The sequence below is a fragment of the Bradyrhizobium sp. AUGA SZCCT0176 genome, assembly GCF_018130145.1.
In the GTDB taxonomy this organism is placed as follows: Bacteria; Pseudomonadota; Alphaproteobacteria; order Rhizobiales; family Xanthobacteraceae; genus Bradyrhizobium.
This window is the reverse complement of record NZ_JAFCMB010000001.1, coordinates 549,881-567,996: the sequence shown is the minus strand read 5'-3', so window position 1 is coordinate 567,996 and position 18,116 is coordinate 549,881. Positions and strand designations below refer to the sequence as shown.

Sequence of the window (18,116 nt, the reverse complement as noted above, 5' to 3'; positions counted from 1 at the left end):
TGCTGCAGTGCAAAATAAAAAGACCGTGCACTGTCGTTCCCCAGAATTGAATTTTCGTTATTGACGTTAATTTGTCATCCCAAGGTCGCGCGCCGCATCCATGTCAGGAATGCGGCACATGCCATGATCGACAGTGCGAACAGTGCGCACGCGACAAGAAGCGCCGGTCGCGCCGCGCCCGCGGCTTCGATCGCAAAGAACACCGCGCCGATCGCGGCAACACCGGCAGCGTTGGCGATCTGCGCAATGGTGCCGTACATGCCAGAGCCCGCGCCCGCACTCGAAGGTTTTACAGTCGATAGCACCGCGCTCGACAACGGCGCCATCACCAATCCCTGGCCGTAGCCGAAGATCGTCAGCACCAACGCCAGCACAATGGCTGATGGCGCGCTGCCCCATTCGATCACAGCTAACAGCGCGGCAAGACCTGCGAGCTGTACCGCGCAGCCTTCGATCAGCACCAGCGTGCCGCGATGCCTTGCGCGCACGCCGCTGTGGCGCGAAGCGATCACAAAGGTCAGCGCCAGCGGGATGAAGACGAGCCCGGCCTGCAGCGGCGGAATCTGCAACGCCTTCTGCATGAACATGGTCATGACCAGATAGAACGACAGATTGGCGAAGAAGAAAAAGAACACCGCTGCTAGCCCGCGCATGAACGCGGGGTCCGACAGCAGCGAAAGATCGATCAGCGGCATGCCGCCCTTTTGCGCGACGAAGCGTTCGAGCCGCAGGAACGCGGCGATGATGACGACTCCGGCTGCCATCACCAGCCAGACCCAAGGCGACCAGTGCAGATCATGGCCGAACAGCAGCGGGCCGATCAGGCACAGCAAGCCCACGAACAGCACGATCGCGCCGGGAATATCCAGCCGCGTGCCCGCGCGCCGCGGCGCCACCGGCATCAGCTTCATAGCAGCGGCGATGATGACCGCGCCAAATGGCACGTTGACGAAAAACACTGCGCGCCAGCCGAGACCGGCGAGATCTGATGTCACCAGAATGCCGCCGAGCAGAAAGCCCGCCGCACCGGCCAGCCCCAGCACGATGCCGTAGATGGCAAAGGCGCGGTCGCGCGAGCTATCGGCAAACAGCAGATGAATGGTCGCAAGCACCTGCGGCACCATCAGCGCCGCGGTGGCCCCCTGCGCCAGCCGCGCCAGGATGAGTTCGGGGCCGGACTGCGCCAGTCCGCACCACAGCGAGGTGACGGTGAAGCCGAACACACCCGACATGAACACGTTGCGCGTGCCGTAGATGTCGCCAAGCCGGCCGCCGGTAACCACCAGCGTGGCGTAGGCGATCAGATAGACCACGATCACGGCCTCGATCTGCGCTGCGCTCGCCTGCAGCTCGGCCGCGATGGTCGGGATCGCGACGTTGACGATGAAGGCGTCGACCCCGAACATGAATTGCGCGGATACCACGATCGCGAGCACCCACCAGCGGCGCCAGGAATCGACTGAGTTATCGACGGGGTTTGTGACGATCTGGTGCATTGGCAGCGGCCTTGTCCGAAATCTGTTGCACGCATCCGTTACAGCTTTCGGTCATGCGAGCGATTACCCGGGAGGTAAAGGTCCCGGGGATTTGGCCCGATTGCTGCATGGCGATTGAGGCTTCCTGCAGCTTTTTCAGGCGCTTGTGAGTTCGGGACGGCCTAGATGTACGACTATGACATGCTGGTGATCGGGTCCGGCCCTTCCGGGCGCCGCGCCGCCGTGCAATTCGCCAAGCTCGGCAAATCGGTGCTGGTGGTGGAAAAGGGCCGCCGGGTCGGCGGCGTTTCCGTCCATACCGGCACCATCCCCTCCAAAACCCTGCGCGAGACCGTGCTCAATCTGTCCGGCTGGCGCGAGCGCGGCTTCTATGGCCGGTCCTACCGGGTGAAACAGGACATCGCCGCCCAGGACCTGATCGTGCGGCTGCAGAAGACGCTCGATCACGAGGTCGAGGTGCTCGAACATCAGTTCAGCCGCAATCTGGTGCGCACCGCCGCCGGCGAAGGCCGCTTTGTCGGCCCGCACCAGATCGAGATAACGGCAGCCAATGGCGAGACCCGAACCGTGTCCGCCGCGCACATCCTGATCGCCTGCGGCACGCGGCCGTTCCGCCCCGATTACGTACCGTTCGACGGCAAGACCGTGTTCGACTCGGACGAGATCATCGACCTGCCGAAACTGCCGCGCAGCCTGGCCGTGATCGGCGCCGGCGTGATCGGGGTCGAATACGCCACCATCTTCTCCGCGCTCGACGTTGCCGTGACCTTGATCGAACCGCGCCCGACGTTTCTCGATTTCATCGACAAGGAACTGATCGAGGAATTCATGCACGAGCTGCGCGACCGCAATGTCGCATTGCGCCTCGGCTCCGCGGTGAACTCGATCGAACACAGCGCGGGCGGCGGCATCCAGACCAAGCTTGCCGACGGCCGCGTCGTGACGTCGGAGATGCTGTTGTTCGCAGCCGGGCGCGTCGGCGCCACCGACCGGCTCAATCTCGGCTCCGCCGGGATCGAGGTCGATCATCGCGGCCGCATCACGGTCGATCCACTGACACTGCAAACCTGCGTGCCGCATATCTACGCTGCCGGCGACGTGATCGGATTTCCGAGCCTGGCCTCGACCTCGATGGAGCAAGGCCGCGTCGCGGCCTGCCATGCGCTCGGCATGGAGCCGCTGGCACCGCCGGAATTTTTTCCCTACGGCATCTATTCGGTGCCGGAGATTTCGACCACCGGGCTGACCGAAGAAGAGGTGCGCACGCGCGGCATTCCATATGAGGTCGGCGTCGCGCGGTTTCGCGAGACGTCGCGCGGTCACATCATGGGGCTGAACAGCGGCATGATGAAGATGATCTTCTCGACCAAGACCCGCCGCCTGCTCGGCGTGCATATCCTCGGCGAAGGCGCCACCGAGCTGATCCATATCGGCCAGGCCGTGCTCAACCTCAAAGGCACGATCGACTATTTCATCCAGAACACTTTTAATTACCCGACGCTGGCGGAAGCCTACAAAATCGCCGGGCTCGATGCGTGGAACAGGATGACGCGGTAGGACTGCTTCGCGGCGCTCCGACTGGCGCCCAGAACACGCTCACTTCGCCATGGCGTCCTGGATTTTCCTGCACGTCATCCCGACCGTGTAAACGTGGATGCTCTCGACGACACAATGATCGGGCCGCAACTCCAGAAGACCACTCGACGTACTGGCGTTGAGTTCCTGCGAGGTCCGCACGACGATGCACGGATACTCACGGGCGAGCTGATCGTAGCCGTGAACGATGAAATTCCGCAGCAGGACATTGCGGTAGAAGTTGTGATCCAGCAACGGCTCCTTGAAAGCCCGCGCATAGGCTTCCGAGAAGTCGGCCGTCATTTTCGGGGTGCCGAGTGTCATGTCCGCGCCGTGGTTCAACTCGTTCTCAGGCGCGCGCACGAACATGCTGGAGACATTGGCGCAGGTCGGCGCGACGGAGACAACGGCTTGCGACAGCCTGGCGCCGGTCCTGTTGAGGCCGCTCCATGTCACCGCTTCGTCCTTGAGCCTGATCAGGCTCGTCGAAAAAAGGGCGATGCAAATCAATCCTGCCGCGCCGGCAAGCAGGCGTGGCGACAGCGCGGGCCACAGTCTTCGCATCTCAATGATGCTCAGCACGAGAACGCCGCCGGTCAGCGTCCATGACGCAACCATGTAATGCAGGTTGAAATGCTTGGACGTCGCGAGCAGCTGCGCCGCAAAGGCGACGAAACACGCCAGCAGCGTCAGGCTGACCGGATTCAGGTAATCGCGGCTGGTCAGCATTCGCGCCAGCGCAACGCACCCGCCAAGGACGAACACCGCTGAGATCAGAAGGCTCGCCGCGATGATCTGGCCCATGTTCGACCAGAACAGGTTGAAGTCGATGAAGCCCGGCTCGCCGGCGCCGTAGATACCCTTGTGCGTTGCGATGCTCACAAGCCAATGGAATCCGCTCGTGAAGACGTACGGATTCAATATCCTGTTGAAGACAAAAAATCCGAACGCGCCGACCAGCGTCGCCAGCACATACGCCCGCCAGCTTCGCAGCAGCGCCACGGAAAGAATAGCCAGCGGCGCATACAAATATTTGGACGACAGCCCGAGTGCGAACACGAGGCCTTGCGCAACGCCGAGACCTGCGGTCGGCGGCTCCCGGCCGAGCGCCGACTTGAGCACCAGCCCGGTTCCCAGAACGACACATGAAATCATCAGGCTTTCGGGGGTCAGCATCAGTTCGAAGTGCATCAACTCGAAATGGACGAATGGCCCGACCTGTAACAGAACAGCGGCAATCGCGCTTCGCGTCACGCGCTGCACCATGAGGCCGGAGGCCAGCAAGGCGAGCGACATCAGCAGGGCTTCGACGGCCCGCGACGCGTAGATGAATGCGTCGTAGTTCTTCAGCCCGAATTCGATGATGTCGGAACGGCCGCTGATGAATGCATAGAGCTTCATGACGATCCCGCCGAGCAGGATCGTCGTCGTGCCGGGATGATCGTTCTTCATCATGGGATAGCCCGCCGCCCAGGCAAGGCCGTTCATCGCATAAGCCGACTCGGGATCGACCTGACGCCCCCACGGCGCCATGTATGCCGAATAGGTCAGGGCGACGATCAGGTAGAGCAGCGGCAATGCCAATACTGCGTATCGTGCCCATGCGCGGCCGGTGGATTCGTCGGGAAAATAGCTCATGGCTTGCTCTAGCTTAGGCGCCCGACGACTTCAAATTTACCGTGAACGCGAATCCCTTGGCCCGCGACCAAGCACCATTACCGGTCCGCGCAAGGGATGACCTATGGAATTCGTGTCGAAGCTTCTCCTTGCGCCGATGGCCGCAGTGCTCGCCGTTTCATTCACTGGCAGCGCGTCGGCAACAAAACCGTGGCCACCGGGCATGCAGACGCCGGTACCGGTCGCGGAAGAAGGCCAGACCCCGCCCCCGCGCGCGCCCCGGCAGTTCTTTCCGGAAAAGCGCGTCCAGCCGCTGACGCCCGAGATCGAGCAGTCGCTCATTCCAAAGGACAGTTTCAAGGAATGCGATGTTTGTCCTGAAATGGTGGTGGTGCCGAAGGGCTCGTTCATGATGGGGACGCCCGCGGATGAGCCGGACCGCTTCAAGGGCGAGGATCCGATTCATCGCGTCAGTTTTGCAAAGCCGTTCGCAGTGGGCCGCTTCACCATTTCGTTCGACGAATGGGACGCCTGTCTCGCCGACGGCGGCTGCGGCCGCGACAAGGGCGACGACAAGGGTTTTGGCCGCGGCCGCATGCCGGCGCAGGGCATCAATTTCGTGGCCGCGAAATCCTATCTGGCGTGGCTGTCGAAGAAGGTCGGCCGCACCTACCGGCTGCCGAGCGAATCCGAGCGCGAATATTTCACCCGCGCCGGCACCTCGACGACGTTCTGGTTCGGCAACACCATCAGCGCGCAGGACGCCAACTACAAGGCATCGATCCCCTATGGCGCCGGGCCGCGCGGTGCGGACAGCAAGGGGCCCGTGGTGGTGGACTCCTATCCGCCCAACCCGTTCGGCCTGTATCAGGTGCACGGCAACGTGTTCGAGTGGACCGAGGACTGCTTCAACAAGCGCTACAATGAAGATACGCCGGTCGATGGCTCACCCTGGCTCGAGGGCAATTGCGAGCGGCGCATGCTACGCGGCGGCACCTGGGACTGGATGGCCAACATGGTTCGCGCGGGCTACCGCGAAAACGGCATCGTCGGCGGCGGCGGCTACAGTTTTCGCGTGGTGCGCGCGCTGAACGTGCCGGTGCAGTAAGGCAAGGGTGATCAGCCCAGCCATCGAAATGGATCGGTCATGAAATAACAGGCGACGCCGCTGAGCACGGCGCCGCCTGCGGGTAGCTGATTCATTGGAGGCTAGAGAGAAGAGCCCGGCTCGACCGCCACAGAAGGACCGGGACCTTCGCGTTCTGTTCTGGAATGCTGATGACAGACCTAGTCAAAGTTCCTTAAGCCTTTATGCATCGCTCTCCGTAGAACTACGATGGCGCAGGCAGCCGATCTCATCTTGTTCCGGCTAACGAAAACAGGCCCAAGCCATCGCGCAATTCATCGAAGGTGGCTTGAGTGATCGCGCGCGCCCTGGACGTGCCGGAACGCAGCACATCAAGCACGTAGCCGAGATCATTGGACACAGCCTGGCGACGTTCGCGGATCGGCTTCAACAGCTCTTGCAACACGTCTTCAAGGCGACGCTTGACCGTCACGTCGCCAAGCCCTCCGCGCCGATAGCGCGCTTTCAGTTCATCAACGGCGGCTTGGTCGGTGTCGAACGCATCAAGGTATGCAAAGACAACATTGCCTTCAACGACCCCGGGATCGGATGCGCGCAAGTGATTCGGGTCCGTGTACATGCGATTTACAAAAGCCCTGATCTCGTTGGGCGAAGCTGAAAGCGAAATCGCATTCCCCTGGGATTTGCTCATTTTCGCCTTTCCATCAGCGCCGGGAAGTCGTCCCGTTGCCGGAATGAGCGCCTTTGCCTCCACCAACAGCTCACGACCGACCTGCCGATTGATCCGACGAACGATTTCATTCGTCTGTTCGATCATCGGAGCTTGATCCAACCCCACCGGCACGACGGTCGCCTTGAATGCCGTAATATCTGCGGCCTGCGCCACCGGATAGCACAGGAAGCCCGCGGGAATGTCCCGCTCAAAGCCCCGCATCTGAATTTCATCCTTGATCGTCGGATTGCGCTCCAACCGGGCCACGGAAACAAAATTGAGATACAGTTGGGCAAGTTCGGCAAGCGCCGGCAATGCAGATTGCACGCAAATGGTCGTTTCGCCCGGATCGATGCCGACGGCCAGGTAATCGAGGGCCACTTCCATCACATTGCTGCGCACTTTTTCGGGATCGTCGATATTGTCCGTCAAGGCTTGTGCATCGGCCAGCAAAACAAACTGTCGATGCGTGCGCTGAAGCGCAACCCGATTTCTCAGCGAGCCTGCATAGTGGCCAAGGTGAAGGGGTCCGGTGGTGCGATCACCGGTGAGAATGATTGGTCGCACAGTCTCGACAAGCATATGGCTTCTCCTGATTGGAGCCGCCGCGATTGGAGACTTGCCGGAAAACGACCTTGGCTCACCCGATCACGGCGGCGAAGGTCGTTGAAAATAGTAACGCCGTGCCGCTCCTTAAAAGGAGCGCCACCAAGGTGCCTTGAGCGAAATGCATTTGGGCGTCATCTGCCGAGCATGCCATCGATGGCTGCGCCCGGCAAGGCGATACTTGGCGACGCGTATCCCAAAATCTGCTGATGCGCCCTACGGATCATCGTCACATAAACCTATCCATGCGAAGGCTCCAGCGAACCAGTGAGCGACGCCCGCTGCGACAGCTCGATCCAGTTGCCGTCGGGATCGCGCACCATCGAGATCCGCGCCGTGGTCCCCAGCGTCACCGGCGCGCGGGCTTCGCGGCCACCATGGGACAGCACGTGAGCGTGCTCGCGGTCGACTTCGAAGACCTGGAACGTGATGTAGCGCCAACCCTTGCCTTCAAAAGCAGCATCATGCGGCGCGTCGGCCGCGGGCTCGACGATTAGCACCGTGTCGCCGGCGAGGAACGTCTCGGCGCCATTGGCGTTGGCTTCACCTAACGGCAATCCCAGTGCTTCGGTGTAGAAACGGCGATGCGCCGCGACGTCGCGAACGCCAAGGCGAATGCCGATGCGCTCGATGCCGTACATGCCTCTCGGCACCAGCGAGACGCGGTTGCCCTCGGGATCGGCCATCGGCTGCGGCGCAGTCAGGCCATCGCGTGCTATCAGCAGTTCGAGGTAACCCGACGGCGGATTGTCCGGCAGCGGTTCATAGACCTGATTGATCTTCAGGATCGAGCCGCAGAGATCGTGGCGGTGCTGCTTGTAGCCGCGGCGGATCGGTTGGGTGTGGTCGAACCGTAGGCCGATCTCGTTCTGCCAGAACGCAAGCGCTGCCGGAGCGTGATTGGTGGCAAAGCCGATGTCGATGCGGGGTTTTGCCAGATTCATCGGGCGAGGATGCGATTCATGGTGGTCCCTGAGGTGAGTGGCAGTAATTCCGGCCGACGGTATGTCAGCCAAACTTGCGCGACAACCATGCGCCAGCGGCGGGCTTGGAGGATTGCCTTGCCCTGCCCCACCCCGTAGTTTGGCACCGAGCAATTCCAAAGAACAATAAATCCGGAGAGAAAACCCCATGGCGCGCCTCAAATTCGGAGCCTTTCTCGCCCCGCATCATCCGATCGGCGAGAATCCGCTGCTGCAATTCCGCCGCGACCTAGACTTCGTCGAGCAGATCGACGCGCTCGGCTTCGACGAATTCTGGTGCGGCGAGCACCATTCTTCGGGCTGGGAGATGATCGCCTCGCCGGAAATGTTCCTGGCCGCCGCCGGCGAGCGCACCAAGCGCATCAAGCTCGGCACCGGCGTGGTGTCGCTGCCGTATCACCATCCCTACAATGTCGCGCAGCGCATGGTGCAGCTCGACTGGATGACCGGCGGCCGCGCCATCTTCGGCTCCGGTCCGGGCGCGCTGGCCTCCGACGCGCATACCCTCGGCATCGATCCGATGACGCAGCGCGACCGCCAGGACGAAGCGATCGCGGTCATCCGCCGGCTGTTCAAGGGCGAGCGCGTCACCGCCAAGAGCGACTGGTTTCAGATGAACGACGCCGCGCTGCAATTGCTGCCGCTGCAGGAAGAGATGCCGTTCGTGGTGGCGTCGCAGATTTCGCCCTCGGGCATGACGCTGGCGGGCAAATACGGCATCGGCATCATCTCGCTGGGTTCGATGTCGACGCAGGGCCTGATGGCACTGCCGACGCAATGGGGCTTTGCGGAAGACGCCGCCAAGAAGGCCGGCACCACCGTGAGCCGCGCCGACTGGCGCGTGCTGCTCTCCTGGCACATCGCCGAAACGCGCGAACAGGCCTATCGCGAGGCCGGCCCGGGCCTGATGAAGTGGCACAATGAATATAATGTCGGCACGCTGCAGCGGCCGGGCCTCGAGCCGTTCAAGTCACCCGAGGACGCGCTTGAGAAAACCGCGGGCGGCGAAGCCGCCGCTTCCACCATCGGCACGCCTGACGACCTGATCAAGACCATCAAGAATCTGATGGCGGTTTCCGGCGGCGTCGGCACCATCGTCGGCTTCGTGCATGACTGGGCCAATCCGGAAAACACCCGACGCAGCTGGGACATGGTGGCGCGCTACGTGATCCCGGAGATCAACGGCTACGTGAAGGGACTGCGCGAGTCGCAGAAATTCCTGGTCGAAAACCGCGCGGTGTTCGAGCGCGCAGGACAAGCCGTGATGGCCAAGATCATGGAAAACGACAAGGCCGCCGCGGCCCTCGCGGTCACCGGCCCCGGACGGGTGGCGATCCCCACCATCAATGCGCCGGACCTGCAAAAGGAAGCCGCCAAGCGCAAGGCCTGACGTTTCGAGCGCCGCGGATGCTCTCCGCGGCGCCTCACTCCAGAATTTCTACTTCGCGTAATAGCTCTGCACGGTTTCCCACGCCACGGTTTGCAGGAATTTCGCGGTCGGCGCATCGATGCCGGCGAGATACGGGTTGCCGACCGGCGAGCGCCCGGTCAGCGACGCAAACACCACGCAAGTCGCGAGATACGTGCCGGCCAACGACGGATGACGCTTGTCCGGCGCATAGAGGTTGAGCTCGGGCTGCTTGCTGATGGCGCGTGCGAAGGCAAGGCCTGCGGGAATCACCAGCGCGTTGTTCTCGTTGCCGGCAATCGTGTAGGCCTCGGCCAATTGCGCCGTCATCTCCGGCTTGTCGGCATAGGCCCAGGACATGAAGAACGCGGGCTTGGCGCCCCTGGCGCGCACGATGGTGCTGTTCTTCTTCGCATAGTCGGTGAATACGGTTTTGAGCGTGGGATGGATCGGGCACTGGCTGCAATCCATCATGACGGCGACGTCGAACAGCCGGTCGAGCTTGTTGAAGACGACATTGTTGTTCGGGTCGAAGGAATAGCTGCCGATCGCATTGGGCCGGAAATAGCTTTCGATATCATGCCAGTCGAAGCCGGAACCGCCGATCGTCACCATGGTGTTGCGGTAGGCCTGCACGTTCTCGGGGTCGGCGGCCTTTTCCATCAACGACAGATGACCCGGCAGGCCGTTGTTGTAATAGAAGAAGCTGTTGCCGATGAAGATTCCGGTTTTGGGGAAATCCGGACCAAAGCTGGTGATGGCGGGCATGGTCTGCGCCTGTGCGGCGATTGGTCCGGCGACCATCGCCGCCAGCGTGACGGCAATCACACCCAATATTCTCGACATATCAGTTCTCCCTGACCGGCTTTATTTTGCCGCACCCTAGCACGGCCCGCGGCCTTGTGGCGCGGCTTGGATGAGCCGGCGCGCGACCGGAGCTATTGGCTTTGCATCGACGCAACAAAGCGTTATTTTCCAGCCTTGGTTATGCCGATGATCCCACATAATGGGCCAGAGCCGAACCGGAGCAAATCGCCATGTCGATGCAGAATGTGGCCTCCCCCGCGATCACCCTTACACCGCCGAAGCGTAATTCACTCAAGCACATACCTGGCGACGAAGGCTGGCCGGTGATCGGAAAGACGCTGGAGGTGCTCGCCGATCCCAAAGGGCAGGTCGAGCGGATGCACGCCAAATTTGGCCCGGTCTATCGCAGCCACGTGTTCGGCGAGACCAGCATCAACCTGCTCGGCCCCGAGGCCAACGAACTGCTGCTGTTCGACCAGGCCAAGCAATTTTCCTCGACCCATGGCTGGGGCATGATCCTCGGCCGGCTGTTTCCGCGCGGGCTGATGCTGCTGGACTTCGAGGAACATCGTTTGCACCGCCGTGCGCTGTCGGTTGCGTTCAAGTCGGGACCGATGAAATCCTACCTCACTGATCTCGACCGCGGCATTGCCGTGCGCGTCAAGCAATGGAAGGCGCAACCCGGCGAGATGCTGGTCTATCCCGCGATGAAGCAGCTCACGCTCGATCTGGCGGCAACATCGTTTCTCGGCGCCGAGATCGGTCCCGAGGTGGACGAGATCACGCGCGCCTTCGTCGACATGGTGGCGGCGGCCGTGGCGCCGATCCGATACCCGCTGCCGTTCACGCAGATGGGCCGCGGCGTCGCGGGGCGCAAGCGGATCGTCGCCTATTTCTCCGAACAAATTCCGATCCGCCGCGCGCGCGGCGGCGCCGACGATTTGTTCTCGCAGCTTTGCCAGGCCACCCATGAGGACGGCGCGCTGCTGTCGACCCAGGACGTCATCGATCATATGAGTTTCCTGATGATGGCGGCGCATGACACGCTAACGTCGTCGTTGACCTCCTTTGTCGGCGAGCTTGCCGCGCATCCAGAATGGCAGGCGCGGCTGCGCGAGGAAGTCAAAGGGCTCGGCATCGAGGCCAACGACCCCTCCAGCATCGACAATCTTGAGAAAATGCCGCTGAGCGAGATGGCGTTCAAGGAGGCGTTGCGGCTGAAGCCGCCGGTACCCTCGATGCCGCGCCGCGCCGTCCGCGATTTCACCTTCAAGGGCTATGCGATCCCGGCCGGCACCCTGGTCGGCGTCAATCCGCTGTTCACCCATCACATGGCCGAGATCTGGCCCGATCCGGACAAATTCGATCCGATGCGTTTCACCGACGAGGCGCAGCGCAACCGTCATCGCTTCGCCTGGGTGCCGTTCGGCGGCGGCGCGCATATGTGCCTCGGGCTGCATTTTGCCTATATGCAGGCGAAATGCTTTGCACGGCATTTCCTGCAGAATCTCAGTGTCTCGCTGGAGCCCGGCTACAAGCCGGACTGGCAGATGTGGCCGATCCCAAAACCGCGGGACGGACTGAAGGTCGTGCTGAAGGCAGTGTGACAGAGGAATGCGTAGGGTGGGCAAAGGCGCACTTCGCGCCGTGCCCACCATCTATCCGAGGCCGTTGGCAGAATGGTGGGCACGCTTCGCTTTGCCTACCCTACGATCTACGATCTCCAGCTACTCCACAAACGTCGTGAGCTGCGCGCCTTCATCGGCGACGAATACCGCGATCAATTCCGCGGGCTCTGTCATGCTGGCATTGGCCGAAACCAGGTGCACGGCACCGGGCGGTTCGAAGAACGACTGCCCCACCTTGAACGTCTCGACGACACCGCCGGCAAGCTGCGAGCGGATTTCGCCCTTGGTGACATAGGCGGTGACGGAGCCGGCATGCCGGTGCGCGCGGGTGAACCCGCCGGGCCCGTAGAACACGCGCACGATCGTCACCCTCTTGCCCGGCACGTTCGGGAGCGCGTACGAGCCGATCGGCTCGACGGTATCGAGCGGCGAGCCTGCGGCCGCAGCGTTCGAACAAAGCGGCTCGATAATCGCCGAGATCGCATCCATCGTGGATGGCAGCGTCTTTCCGATCACGAAGGCGCAGGCGAGGCCGGCGATCACGGCGAGATAATACGGCCGCCCTTGGGGACTGGCGGGTGACAAACCAAGTGTTGCAGACATTTCTTCTTCTCCTTCCACTATCTCGTCGTCATTGCCTGCAACAAACGCAAAGCGTTTGTGCAAGCGAGCGCAGCGAAGCAATCCATGGCGCAACGAAGGAAGAATGGATTGCTTCGCTGCGCTCGCAATGACGGTTAACTCCCCATACCTATCCCTGATCGAATGCCTTGCGCAGCGCGACATAGCCCTGCTGCTGCTGGGTCCAGTTGCGGCCGCCGGTGATGGCGCCGTCGACAACGAGATCGTGGCCGTTGATGAAAGAGGATTCGTCGCTGGCGAGGAACACCGCGGCATGCGCGATATCCTCAGGCAATCCGGCGCGCGGGATCGGCTGCGCGGTCTTGTAGACCTCACGCATCACGCTCGGGGTCTTTTCGGCGGCTTCCACCGAAAGGCCCAGCGCCTTGCCGAAGATGCCGGTCGCGATTGCACCCGGCGAGATCGAATTGACGCGGATGTTGGATTCGCCGAGCTCCATCGCCGTGCATTTGGTGAGGTGGATGACGGCGGCCTTGGCCGCGCCGTAGACCATCGATGACGAGAAGCCGGCAAGCCGCCCTGCGATACTGCCATTGTTGATGATGCTGCCGGAGCCTTGCTTGCGCATCTGGGGTGCTGCGTGCTTCATGCCGAGCATCACGCTGCGCACCAGCGTCGCCATCGCCGCATCGAAGCGATCGACCTCAAGGCCTTCGATGCCGCCGGTCTGGGCCGGACCGCCGGCGTTGTTGAACAGACAGTCGATCCTGCCGAACTTTTCCACGCAAAGCCCGATCAGCGCCTTCATCTGCTCCTCGACCGTGACATCGGTCTGACGAAAGATGCAAGTAGCGCCGAGTTTTTTGGCCAGCGCCTCGCCCTCCGGCGCGCGGCGTCCGGCGATGACGATCTTCGCGCCTTCGGCGACGAAAATTTCCGCCGTATGCAGTCCGATGCCGCTGGTCGCGCCCGTGATCACCGCGACCTTGCCGTCCAGCCGTCCCATTTCACCATCCCCTTTGCGAAACCTGAGAAATCCTAGTTGATGATCGCGGACTGGACCATGGTCCGGAACTGATTGCGCAGCATGATCCGCACGCCGTCATCGACCTGCACCATGTAGATCGCGATCAACTGTTCCTTGGGATCGATCCAGAACAGCGTGCCGGCGTTGCCGGCCCAGCCATATTCCCCGAGCGAGCCCGGCAAGGCGGCATCCCCAACGCTGGTCCGAACCTCGAAGCCGAGGCCAAAACCCAGCCCCGGCGGCCGGCCCGGCCGCGCCAAAGTATGATCCGCCGTCATGAAATCGACGGTCTTGTTGCCGAGCAGGCGCTTGCCGGCGAATTCGCCGCTATCGGCGAGCATGATCGCAAAGCGCAGGTAGTCGTCCATCGTGCTGGTAAGGCCGCCGCCGCCGGATTCGAAACGGGGCTTTTGCGCTACGTCGAAGCGTGGCGTCATCGGCGGCGATTCGGGCATTTGCCAGGGCTGGGCGGCGCGATTGAGCTTGTCGGACGGCACAGAGAAGCCCGTGTCGGTCATGCCGAGCGGCGTCAGAATGCTCTCGTTCAGGAATTCGCCCAGCGTCTTGCCCGAGACGACTTCGACCACGCGCCCCAGCACGTCGGTCGACACCCCGTATTCCCAGCGCTCGCCGGGGGAGAACCGCAGCGGCAGCTTCGATAATTTCGCGACAAACTCCTCATTGCTGGCATCACGGCCGCCGATCCTGGCCTCGACATAGGCCGCATTGATCAGCGATTTGCCGCGCGCGCCGTAGATCAGCCCGGAGGTGTGCCGCAACAGGTCCTGCACCGTCATCTCGCGGGCGGGATCGGTCAATTGCAGCACCGGCTTGCCGTTCTCGGTGGTCTCATTGCCCACCTTCATGCGGCCGATTTCCGGAATAAATTTCGATACGGGGTCGCTGACCTGCATCTTTCCCTCCTCGACCAGCATCATGGCCGCGACCGAGACGATCGGCTTGGTCATGGAATAGATGCGGAAGATCGAGTCCGGTCGCATCGGGTCTTTCGCCGCGCGGTCGCGGAACCCCATGGTCTTGTGCCAGGCGATCTTGCCGCGCCGCGCCACCAGCATCACGGCGCCCGGCACCAGCCCGGTTTCGACGTATTTCTGGGTCACCGCCTCGATGCGCGCCAGCTGGCTGGAGGACAGGCCGACGTCTTCGGGCGTCACAGCCATGGGGAGCACCGGGTCCGCCCAACTGTTCCCGGTGGCCGCAAGGACAAAGAGGGCCGATGCGCCGAACGCGCGAATGAGACGGTTCATCCATTCCTCCCGTTTTTGTTGATGCCAATATTCCCGCCCGCCGGGAACAACGCAAGCGAGCTTATCGCGCTGACATCGCCATGGCAGGACCGCCTCGTCGTTGCCGGCGGGCTCGATATCCCCGATTTCCGTTAGGGTCGGCCTTATTTTGGATTCGCTGATCACGTGAAGTGACAACACCGATGACGAAATTGATCGACGAGTTCAGGCATGGCTGGCAGGGAATTTCCCAGCCCTCACCGCTATTCAGCACCGCCTTTGCGGTCTGTTGCCTCGTTTTGGCGACCCTGGCGCGGTGGGGACTGGCCCAGATCCGCCCCGACGTATTCTTCACGCCGTATTTTCCGGCCGTGTTCTTTGCCACCGCCTTTGGCGGCTTCCGGATCGGGATCGCAACGGCGCTTGCCGGCGGCACGCTTGGCGTCGCCATCAATTTCAGCGGCACCGTGGCCGATTCCGCGCGCCTGGCGTTGCTGCTGATTTTCTGGGCGGTCTGCGGCCTCACAATATGGGGCGTCGAGCACTACCGGACCATCGTCGTACAACAGCGGCAGATCGCCAAACGCCTGACCGAGGAAGAGGAATACCGCAAGCTGATCGTCGACGAGCTGCAGCACCGGCTGAAGAACAAGACATCGACGATTCACGCCGTTCTGCACCAGGTCTTGCATGATGAACCGCAGGTCTGGAACAGCATCGATCACCGGATCCGCGCGCTGTCGGCAACCGACGATCTGATCGCACGGGTCGATGGCAGCGGCTGCGATATCAAGGACTTGCTGCGCTCCGAACTCGGGCCTTACGGCCATGTCCGATTCAACCTGAACGGCGATCCGCTATTCCTTCCGGCCAAACTGGCGGTCAGCCTGGCGCTGATCTTCCACGAATTGGCCACCAATGCCGGGAAGTACGGCGCGTTTTCCGCTGCGAATGGCATGTTGCAGGTGTCGTGGACGGTGTCAGACGACAAACTCAATGTGGCTTGGCTCAAGATCACCTGGGACGAAACCGAGGGGCCTGCGGTTGAAAAAATCGGAGCGCCGGGCTTCGGCACCAAGCTGTTGCAATCGGCACTCCGCTCGTTCGACGGCAAGACCGAAGTCAGTTTCCTGAAGACCGGCGTTCACTGCACGATGCAGTGTCGCATCCCCGCGAGCTGAACGCGGCTGCACAACCTGAAGGCACAATTCGCAATTATCGCACGCGGCCGCATTCCGAATTGAGATTCTGTTAATGACGATTGCGGCCGTGTGGTCCGAAAGCGCCAACTTCTAGGAGTGTCGCGGTTTTTCACAGTTCCACTTAACCAAAATTAGAAGGGACTTTGGCAAGCTCCGCTGCATGCATAGTCCCTATAAACATGACCTTCAGGCGGCAGCGACTGGCGCCGGTAACGAAGGCGCTTTTGGTACCGAATTGAGCATTCTGCGGGATGTCCTCAGATTGCTTCCGACCGGCGTGACGGTTCAGGACGAGCAAGGCGAGTTCCTGCTGGTGAACGACGCCGCCGCGGCGTTACTGCAGATGGCCGCGGCCGCGCCTGCGCCCTCGCAATTGAGCGATCGCCAGGAGACCTGTCTCGATTTGCTCCGCAGCGGCCACGCGGCCACACTGGAAGAGGCCGTGACCTCCGGTCCGGCCAAGCACGTATTTCTCACCTCACACCGGCCGATCCAGATCGCCGGACGCAACTTGCTGCTCTCGAGTTCCGCCGATATCACCGAACAAAAGGCGTTCGAGGATTCGTTGTTCCGCTCGGCCTATTATGACGAACTAACGGGATTGCCGACCCGGCGGGTGATCGAACACCGCGTCAACACGCTGCTCGCGCGCGACAGCGCCCAAGGCAATTTGCAACAAGGCAATTTGCAACAAGGCAATGTCCACGGCCACTTCGCGCTCGCGTTTCTCGACGTCGATAATTTCAAGCACATCAACGACTATTACGGCCACGCGATCGGCGACGCCTTGCTGGTCGAAATGGCCAAGCGGCTGGGCATGGATTTGCGCGAATCCGACATCCTGTCGCGGATCAGCGGCGACGAGTTCATGCTGCTGCTCAATCCGGTCCAGAGCGAGAGCGAAGTCGCCGAATACATCCATTTCATGCTGCAACGGCTGAAGGCGCCGTTCTTCATCGACGAATCGGAGATATTCGCTTCGACGTCGATCGGCGTCAGCCTTTATCCCGAGCACGGCAAGACCTACGACACGCTGCGCCAAAATGCCGATATCGCGATGTACCGCGTCAAGAACGGAGCCAAGGGCGGGGCAGCGTTCTTCGACTCCAGCATGGAACGCGAGGCGCTGGCGCGGATGAAGGTCGAACAATCGCTGCGGCTGGCAATCCTGGAAAAGCGCTTCTGCTGTGCGTTCCAGACCAAGGTCGACATCCGCACCAAGGCCGTCAAGGGCATCGAAGCGCTGGTGCGGCTCAGGGACGATGAGGGCGTGATTCAGGCCCCCGGCACCTTCATCAAGCTCGCCGTCGAACTGGGGTTGATCGACGAACTGACCCATCTGGTGCTGGCGGAGATCGTCAAGTCGATCGACCTGATCAACGAGACCTTCGGTCCCGATACCACGATCAGCATCAACGTCGCGGCCAAGCAGGCCGGCAATCCCGAATTCATGCGGCCGTTCGCGCAGGCGCTGGAGGCGACCGGGTTTCCGAAGCGCTTCATGATCGAGGTGACCGAAGACGCTTTCGTCACCAAGACGCATTTCCAGGATGAAATCCTGCCGATCTTCCGCAAGCTCGGCGTCGGCATCTCGATCGACGATTTCGGCATCGGCTATTCGTCGCTGTCGGCGCTGGCCGACATCACCGCCGACGAAATCAAGATCGATCGTTCCTTCATCACCGACATCCATCTGCGGCCGCGCAGCCAGGGCATTTTGCGGGCGATCGAATCGCTGAGCGAAGCGCTCGGCATGACCGTGATCGCCGAAGGCCTCGAAACCTTCGAGGAACTGGCCTATCTGCAGGCCGCGACCAAGATCCGCTATGCGCAGGGCTATTACTTCTCCAAGCCGATCTTCCTGGAAGATCTCAGGCCGGCCGCACCGCTCGCCAGCGAAACGCGCGCCAGCCTGTCGAGCCGCCCGGCACAGGAAACCCGCCCGGCCTTTTCCCGCGCCAGCGGCTATCGCCGCTGAGGCAGCTTAGCGTCCGCGCATCGCCCCCGCCGACCCCAATCCCGAAAGTTGTAAAATCAGACAGATACCACCTTGCGCACCGCGCAGCCGGCCATGCGCGCAGTGCGGCCGCAAACGGTGCCTAGAGGGCTGGATTAAACCTTAGGTAACCGGATTTCCTA

Annotated in this window: 14 protein-coding genes; 6 read left to right on the top strand and 8 right to left on the bottom strand. The window is 61.9% G+C overall.

Translation table 11 applies throughout. The features are described 5' to 3' along the window. Positions 1-74: 74 nt before the first annotated feature. Positions 75-1,496 carry an MFS transporter gene (locus tag JQ600_RS02660; RefSeq protein WP_212391494.1) on the bottom strand — a complete coding sequence of 474 codons (1,422 nt, stop codon included), beginning with the start codon at positions 1,494-1,496 and terminating at the stop codon, positions 75-77. A 165-nt stretch (positions 1,497-1,661) separates the two neighbouring features. On the opposite strand from JQ600_RS02660, the gene sthA reads away from it, so the two are divergent. Continuing rightward, positions 1,662-3,053: a Si-specific NAD(P)(+) transhydrogenase gene (sthA, locus tag JQ600_RS02655; RefSeq protein WP_212391492.1), complete on the top strand. Its 1,392-nt coding sequence runs from the start codon at positions 1,662-1,664 to the stop codon at positions 3,051-3,053. Between the two features lie 39 nt (positions 3,054-3,092). Here the strand turns inward: sthA and JQ600_RS02650 are convergent, their stop codons facing one another. Next, positions 3,093-4,709, bottom strand: a complete 1,617-nt coding sequence (locus JQ600_RS02650; protein WP_212391490.1) for a hypothetical protein — start codon at positions 4,707-4,709, stop codon at positions 3,093-3,095. Between the two features lie 103 nt (positions 4,710-4,812). On the opposite strand from JQ600_RS02650, the gene JQ600_RS02645 reads away from it, so the two are divergent. Then, on the top strand, positions 4,813-5,796 hold the full coding sequence (locus JQ600_RS02645; RefSeq protein ID WP_212489666.1) for a formylglycine-generating enzyme family protein: 984 nt from the start codon (positions 4,813-4,815) through the stop codon (positions 5,794-5,796). A 247-nt stretch (positions 5,797-6,043) separates the two neighbouring features. On the opposite strand, the gene trpS is transcribed toward JQ600_RS02645, so the two are convergent. Both trpS and JQ600_RS02635 read right to left on the bottom strand, forming a co-directional pair. Next, complete coding sequence (gene trpS, locus JQ600_RS02640; protein ID WP_212391486.1) at positions 6,044-7,069, bottom strand: tryptophan--tRNA ligase; 1,026 nt, start codon at positions 7,067-7,069, stop codon at positions 6,044-6,046. Positions 7,070-7,332: 263 nt separating this feature from the next. Next, positions 7,333-8,037 carry a VOC family protein gene (locus tag JQ600_RS02635; RefSeq protein ID WP_212268720.1) on the bottom strand — a complete coding sequence of 235 codons (705 nt, stop codon included), beginning with the start codon at positions 8,035-8,037 and terminating at the stop codon, positions 7,333-7,335. Between the two features lie 187 nt (positions 8,038-8,224). On the opposite strand from JQ600_RS02635, the gene JQ600_RS02630 reads away from it, so the two are divergent. Continuing rightward, positions 8,225-9,466 carry an LLM class flavin-dependent oxidoreductase gene (locus JQ600_RS02630; protein ID WP_212391484.1) on the top strand — a complete coding sequence of 414 codons (1,242 nt, stop codon included), beginning with the start codon at positions 8,225-8,227 and terminating at the stop codon, positions 9,464-9,466. 48 nt (positions 9,467-9,514) lie between these two features. Here JQ600_RS02630 and JQ600_RS02625 read toward each other — a convergent pair whose 3' ends face one another. After that, positions 9,515-10,330 carry a hypothetical protein gene (locus JQ600_RS02625; RefSeq protein ID WP_212391482.1) on the bottom strand — a complete coding sequence of 272 codons (816 nt, stop codon included), beginning with the start codon at positions 10,328-10,330 and terminating at the stop codon, positions 9,515-9,517. A gap of 191 nt (positions 10,331-10,521) precedes the next feature. Between JQ600_RS02625 and JQ600_RS02620 the strand changes: the two genes are divergently transcribed. Continuing rightward, positions 10,522-11,898: a cytochrome P450 gene (locus JQ600_RS02620; RefSeq protein ID WP_212391480.1), complete on the top strand. Its 1,377-nt coding sequence runs from the start codon at positions 10,522-10,524 to the stop codon at positions 11,896-11,898. Between the two features lie 120 nt (positions 11,899-12,018). On the opposite strand, the gene JQ600_RS02615 is transcribed toward JQ600_RS02620, so the two are convergent. The 3 genes from JQ600_RS02615 to JQ600_RS02605 form a co-directional block, all read right to left on the bottom strand. Continuing rightward, complete coding sequence (locus JQ600_RS02615) at positions 12,019-12,522, bottom strand: cupin domain-containing protein (RefSeq protein ID WP_212391478.1); 504 nt, start codon at positions 12,520-12,522, stop codon at positions 12,019-12,021. A gap of 148 nt (positions 12,523-12,670) precedes the next feature. Beyond that, positions 12,671-13,507 (bottom strand): SDR family NAD(P)-dependent oxidoreductase, encoded by an 837-nt coding sequence (locus tag JQ600_RS02610; protein ID WP_212391476.1) that lies wholly within the window; start codon positions 13,505-13,507, stop codon positions 12,671-12,673. A gap of 32 nt (positions 13,508-13,539) precedes the next feature. Continuing rightward, positions 13,540-14,796, bottom strand: coding sequence for a serine hydrolase (locus JQ600_RS02605; RefSeq protein ID WP_212391474.1), 1,257 nt, complete (start codon positions 14,794-14,796; stop codon positions 13,540-13,542). Positions 14,797-14,978: 182 nt separating this feature from the next. Between JQ600_RS02605 and JQ600_RS02600 the strand changes: the two genes are divergently transcribed. Beyond that, the gene (locus tag JQ600_RS02600) at positions 14,979-15,956 is read left to right on the top strand and encodes a sensor histidine kinase (RefSeq protein WP_212268713.1); all 978 of its coding nucleotides are present in this window, start codon (positions 14,979-14,981) and stop codon (positions 15,954-15,956) included. A gap of 181 nt (positions 15,957-16,137) precedes the next feature. After that, positions 16,138-17,955, top strand: a complete 1,818-nt coding sequence (locus JQ600_RS02595) for a bifunctional diguanylate cyclase/phosphodiesterase (RefSeq protein ID WP_212391471.1) — start codon at positions 16,138-16,140, stop codon at positions 17,953-17,955. Positions 17,956-18,116: the final 161 nt, after the last annotated feature.

What these genes read in the sequence shown, in the direction of transcription:
- JQ600_RS02660 (WP_212391494.1), bottom strand. Translation starts at nt 1,496, where the DNA reads ATGCACCAGATCGTCACAAACCCCGTCGATAACTCAGTCGATTCCTGG.
- sthA (WP_212391492.1), top strand. Translation starts at nt 1,662, where the DNA reads ATGTACGACTATGACATGCTGGTGATCGGGTCCGGCCCTTCCGGGCGC.
- JQ600_RS02650 (WP_212391490.1), bottom strand. Translation starts at nt 4,709, where the DNA reads ATGAGCTATTTTCCCGACGAATCCACCGGCCGCGCATGGGCACGATAC.
- JQ600_RS02645 (WP_212489666.1), top strand. Translation starts at nt 4,813, where the DNA reads ATGGAATTCGTGTCGAAGCTTCTCCTTGCGCCGATGGCCGCAGTGCTC.
- trpS (WP_212391486.1), bottom strand. Translation starts at nt 7,069, where the DNA reads ATGCTTGTCGAGACTGTGCGACCAATCATTCTCACCGGTGATCGCACC.
- JQ600_RS02635 (WP_212268720.1), bottom strand. Translation starts at nt 8,037, where the DNA reads ATGAATCTGGCAAAACCCCGCATCGACATCGGCTTTGCCACCAATCAC.
- JQ600_RS02630 (WP_212391484.1), top strand. Translation starts at nt 8,225, where the DNA reads ATGGCGCGCCTCAAATTCGGAGCCTTTCTCGCCCCGCATCATCCGATC.
- JQ600_RS02625 (WP_212391482.1), bottom strand. Translation starts at nt 10,330, where the DNA reads ATGTCGAGAATATTGGGTGTGATTGCCGTCACGCTGGCGGCGATGGTC.
- JQ600_RS02620 (WP_212391480.1), top strand. Translation starts at nt 10,522, where the DNA reads ATGTCGATGCAGAATGTGGCCTCCCCCGCGATCACCCTTACACCGCCG.
- JQ600_RS02615 (WP_212391478.1), bottom strand. Translation starts at nt 12,522, where the DNA reads ATGTCTGCAACACTTGGTTTGTCACCCGCCAGTCCCCAAGGGCGGCCG.
- JQ600_RS02610 (WP_212391476.1), bottom strand. Translation starts at nt 13,507, where the DNA reads ATGGGACGGCTGGACGGCAAGGTCGCGGTGATCACGGGCGCGACCAGC.
- JQ600_RS02605 (WP_212391474.1), bottom strand. Translation starts at nt 14,796, where the DNA reads ATGAACCGTCTCATTCGCGCGTTCGGCGCATCGGCCCTCTTTGTCCTT.
- JQ600_RS02600 (WP_212268713.1), top strand. Translation starts at nt 14,979, where the DNA reads ATGACGAAATTGATCGACGAGTTCAGGCATGGCTGGCAGGGAATTTCC.
- JQ600_RS02595 (WP_212391471.1), top strand. Translation starts at nt 16,138, where the DNA reads ATGCATAGTCCCTATAAACATGACCTTCAGGCGGCAGCGACTGGCGCC.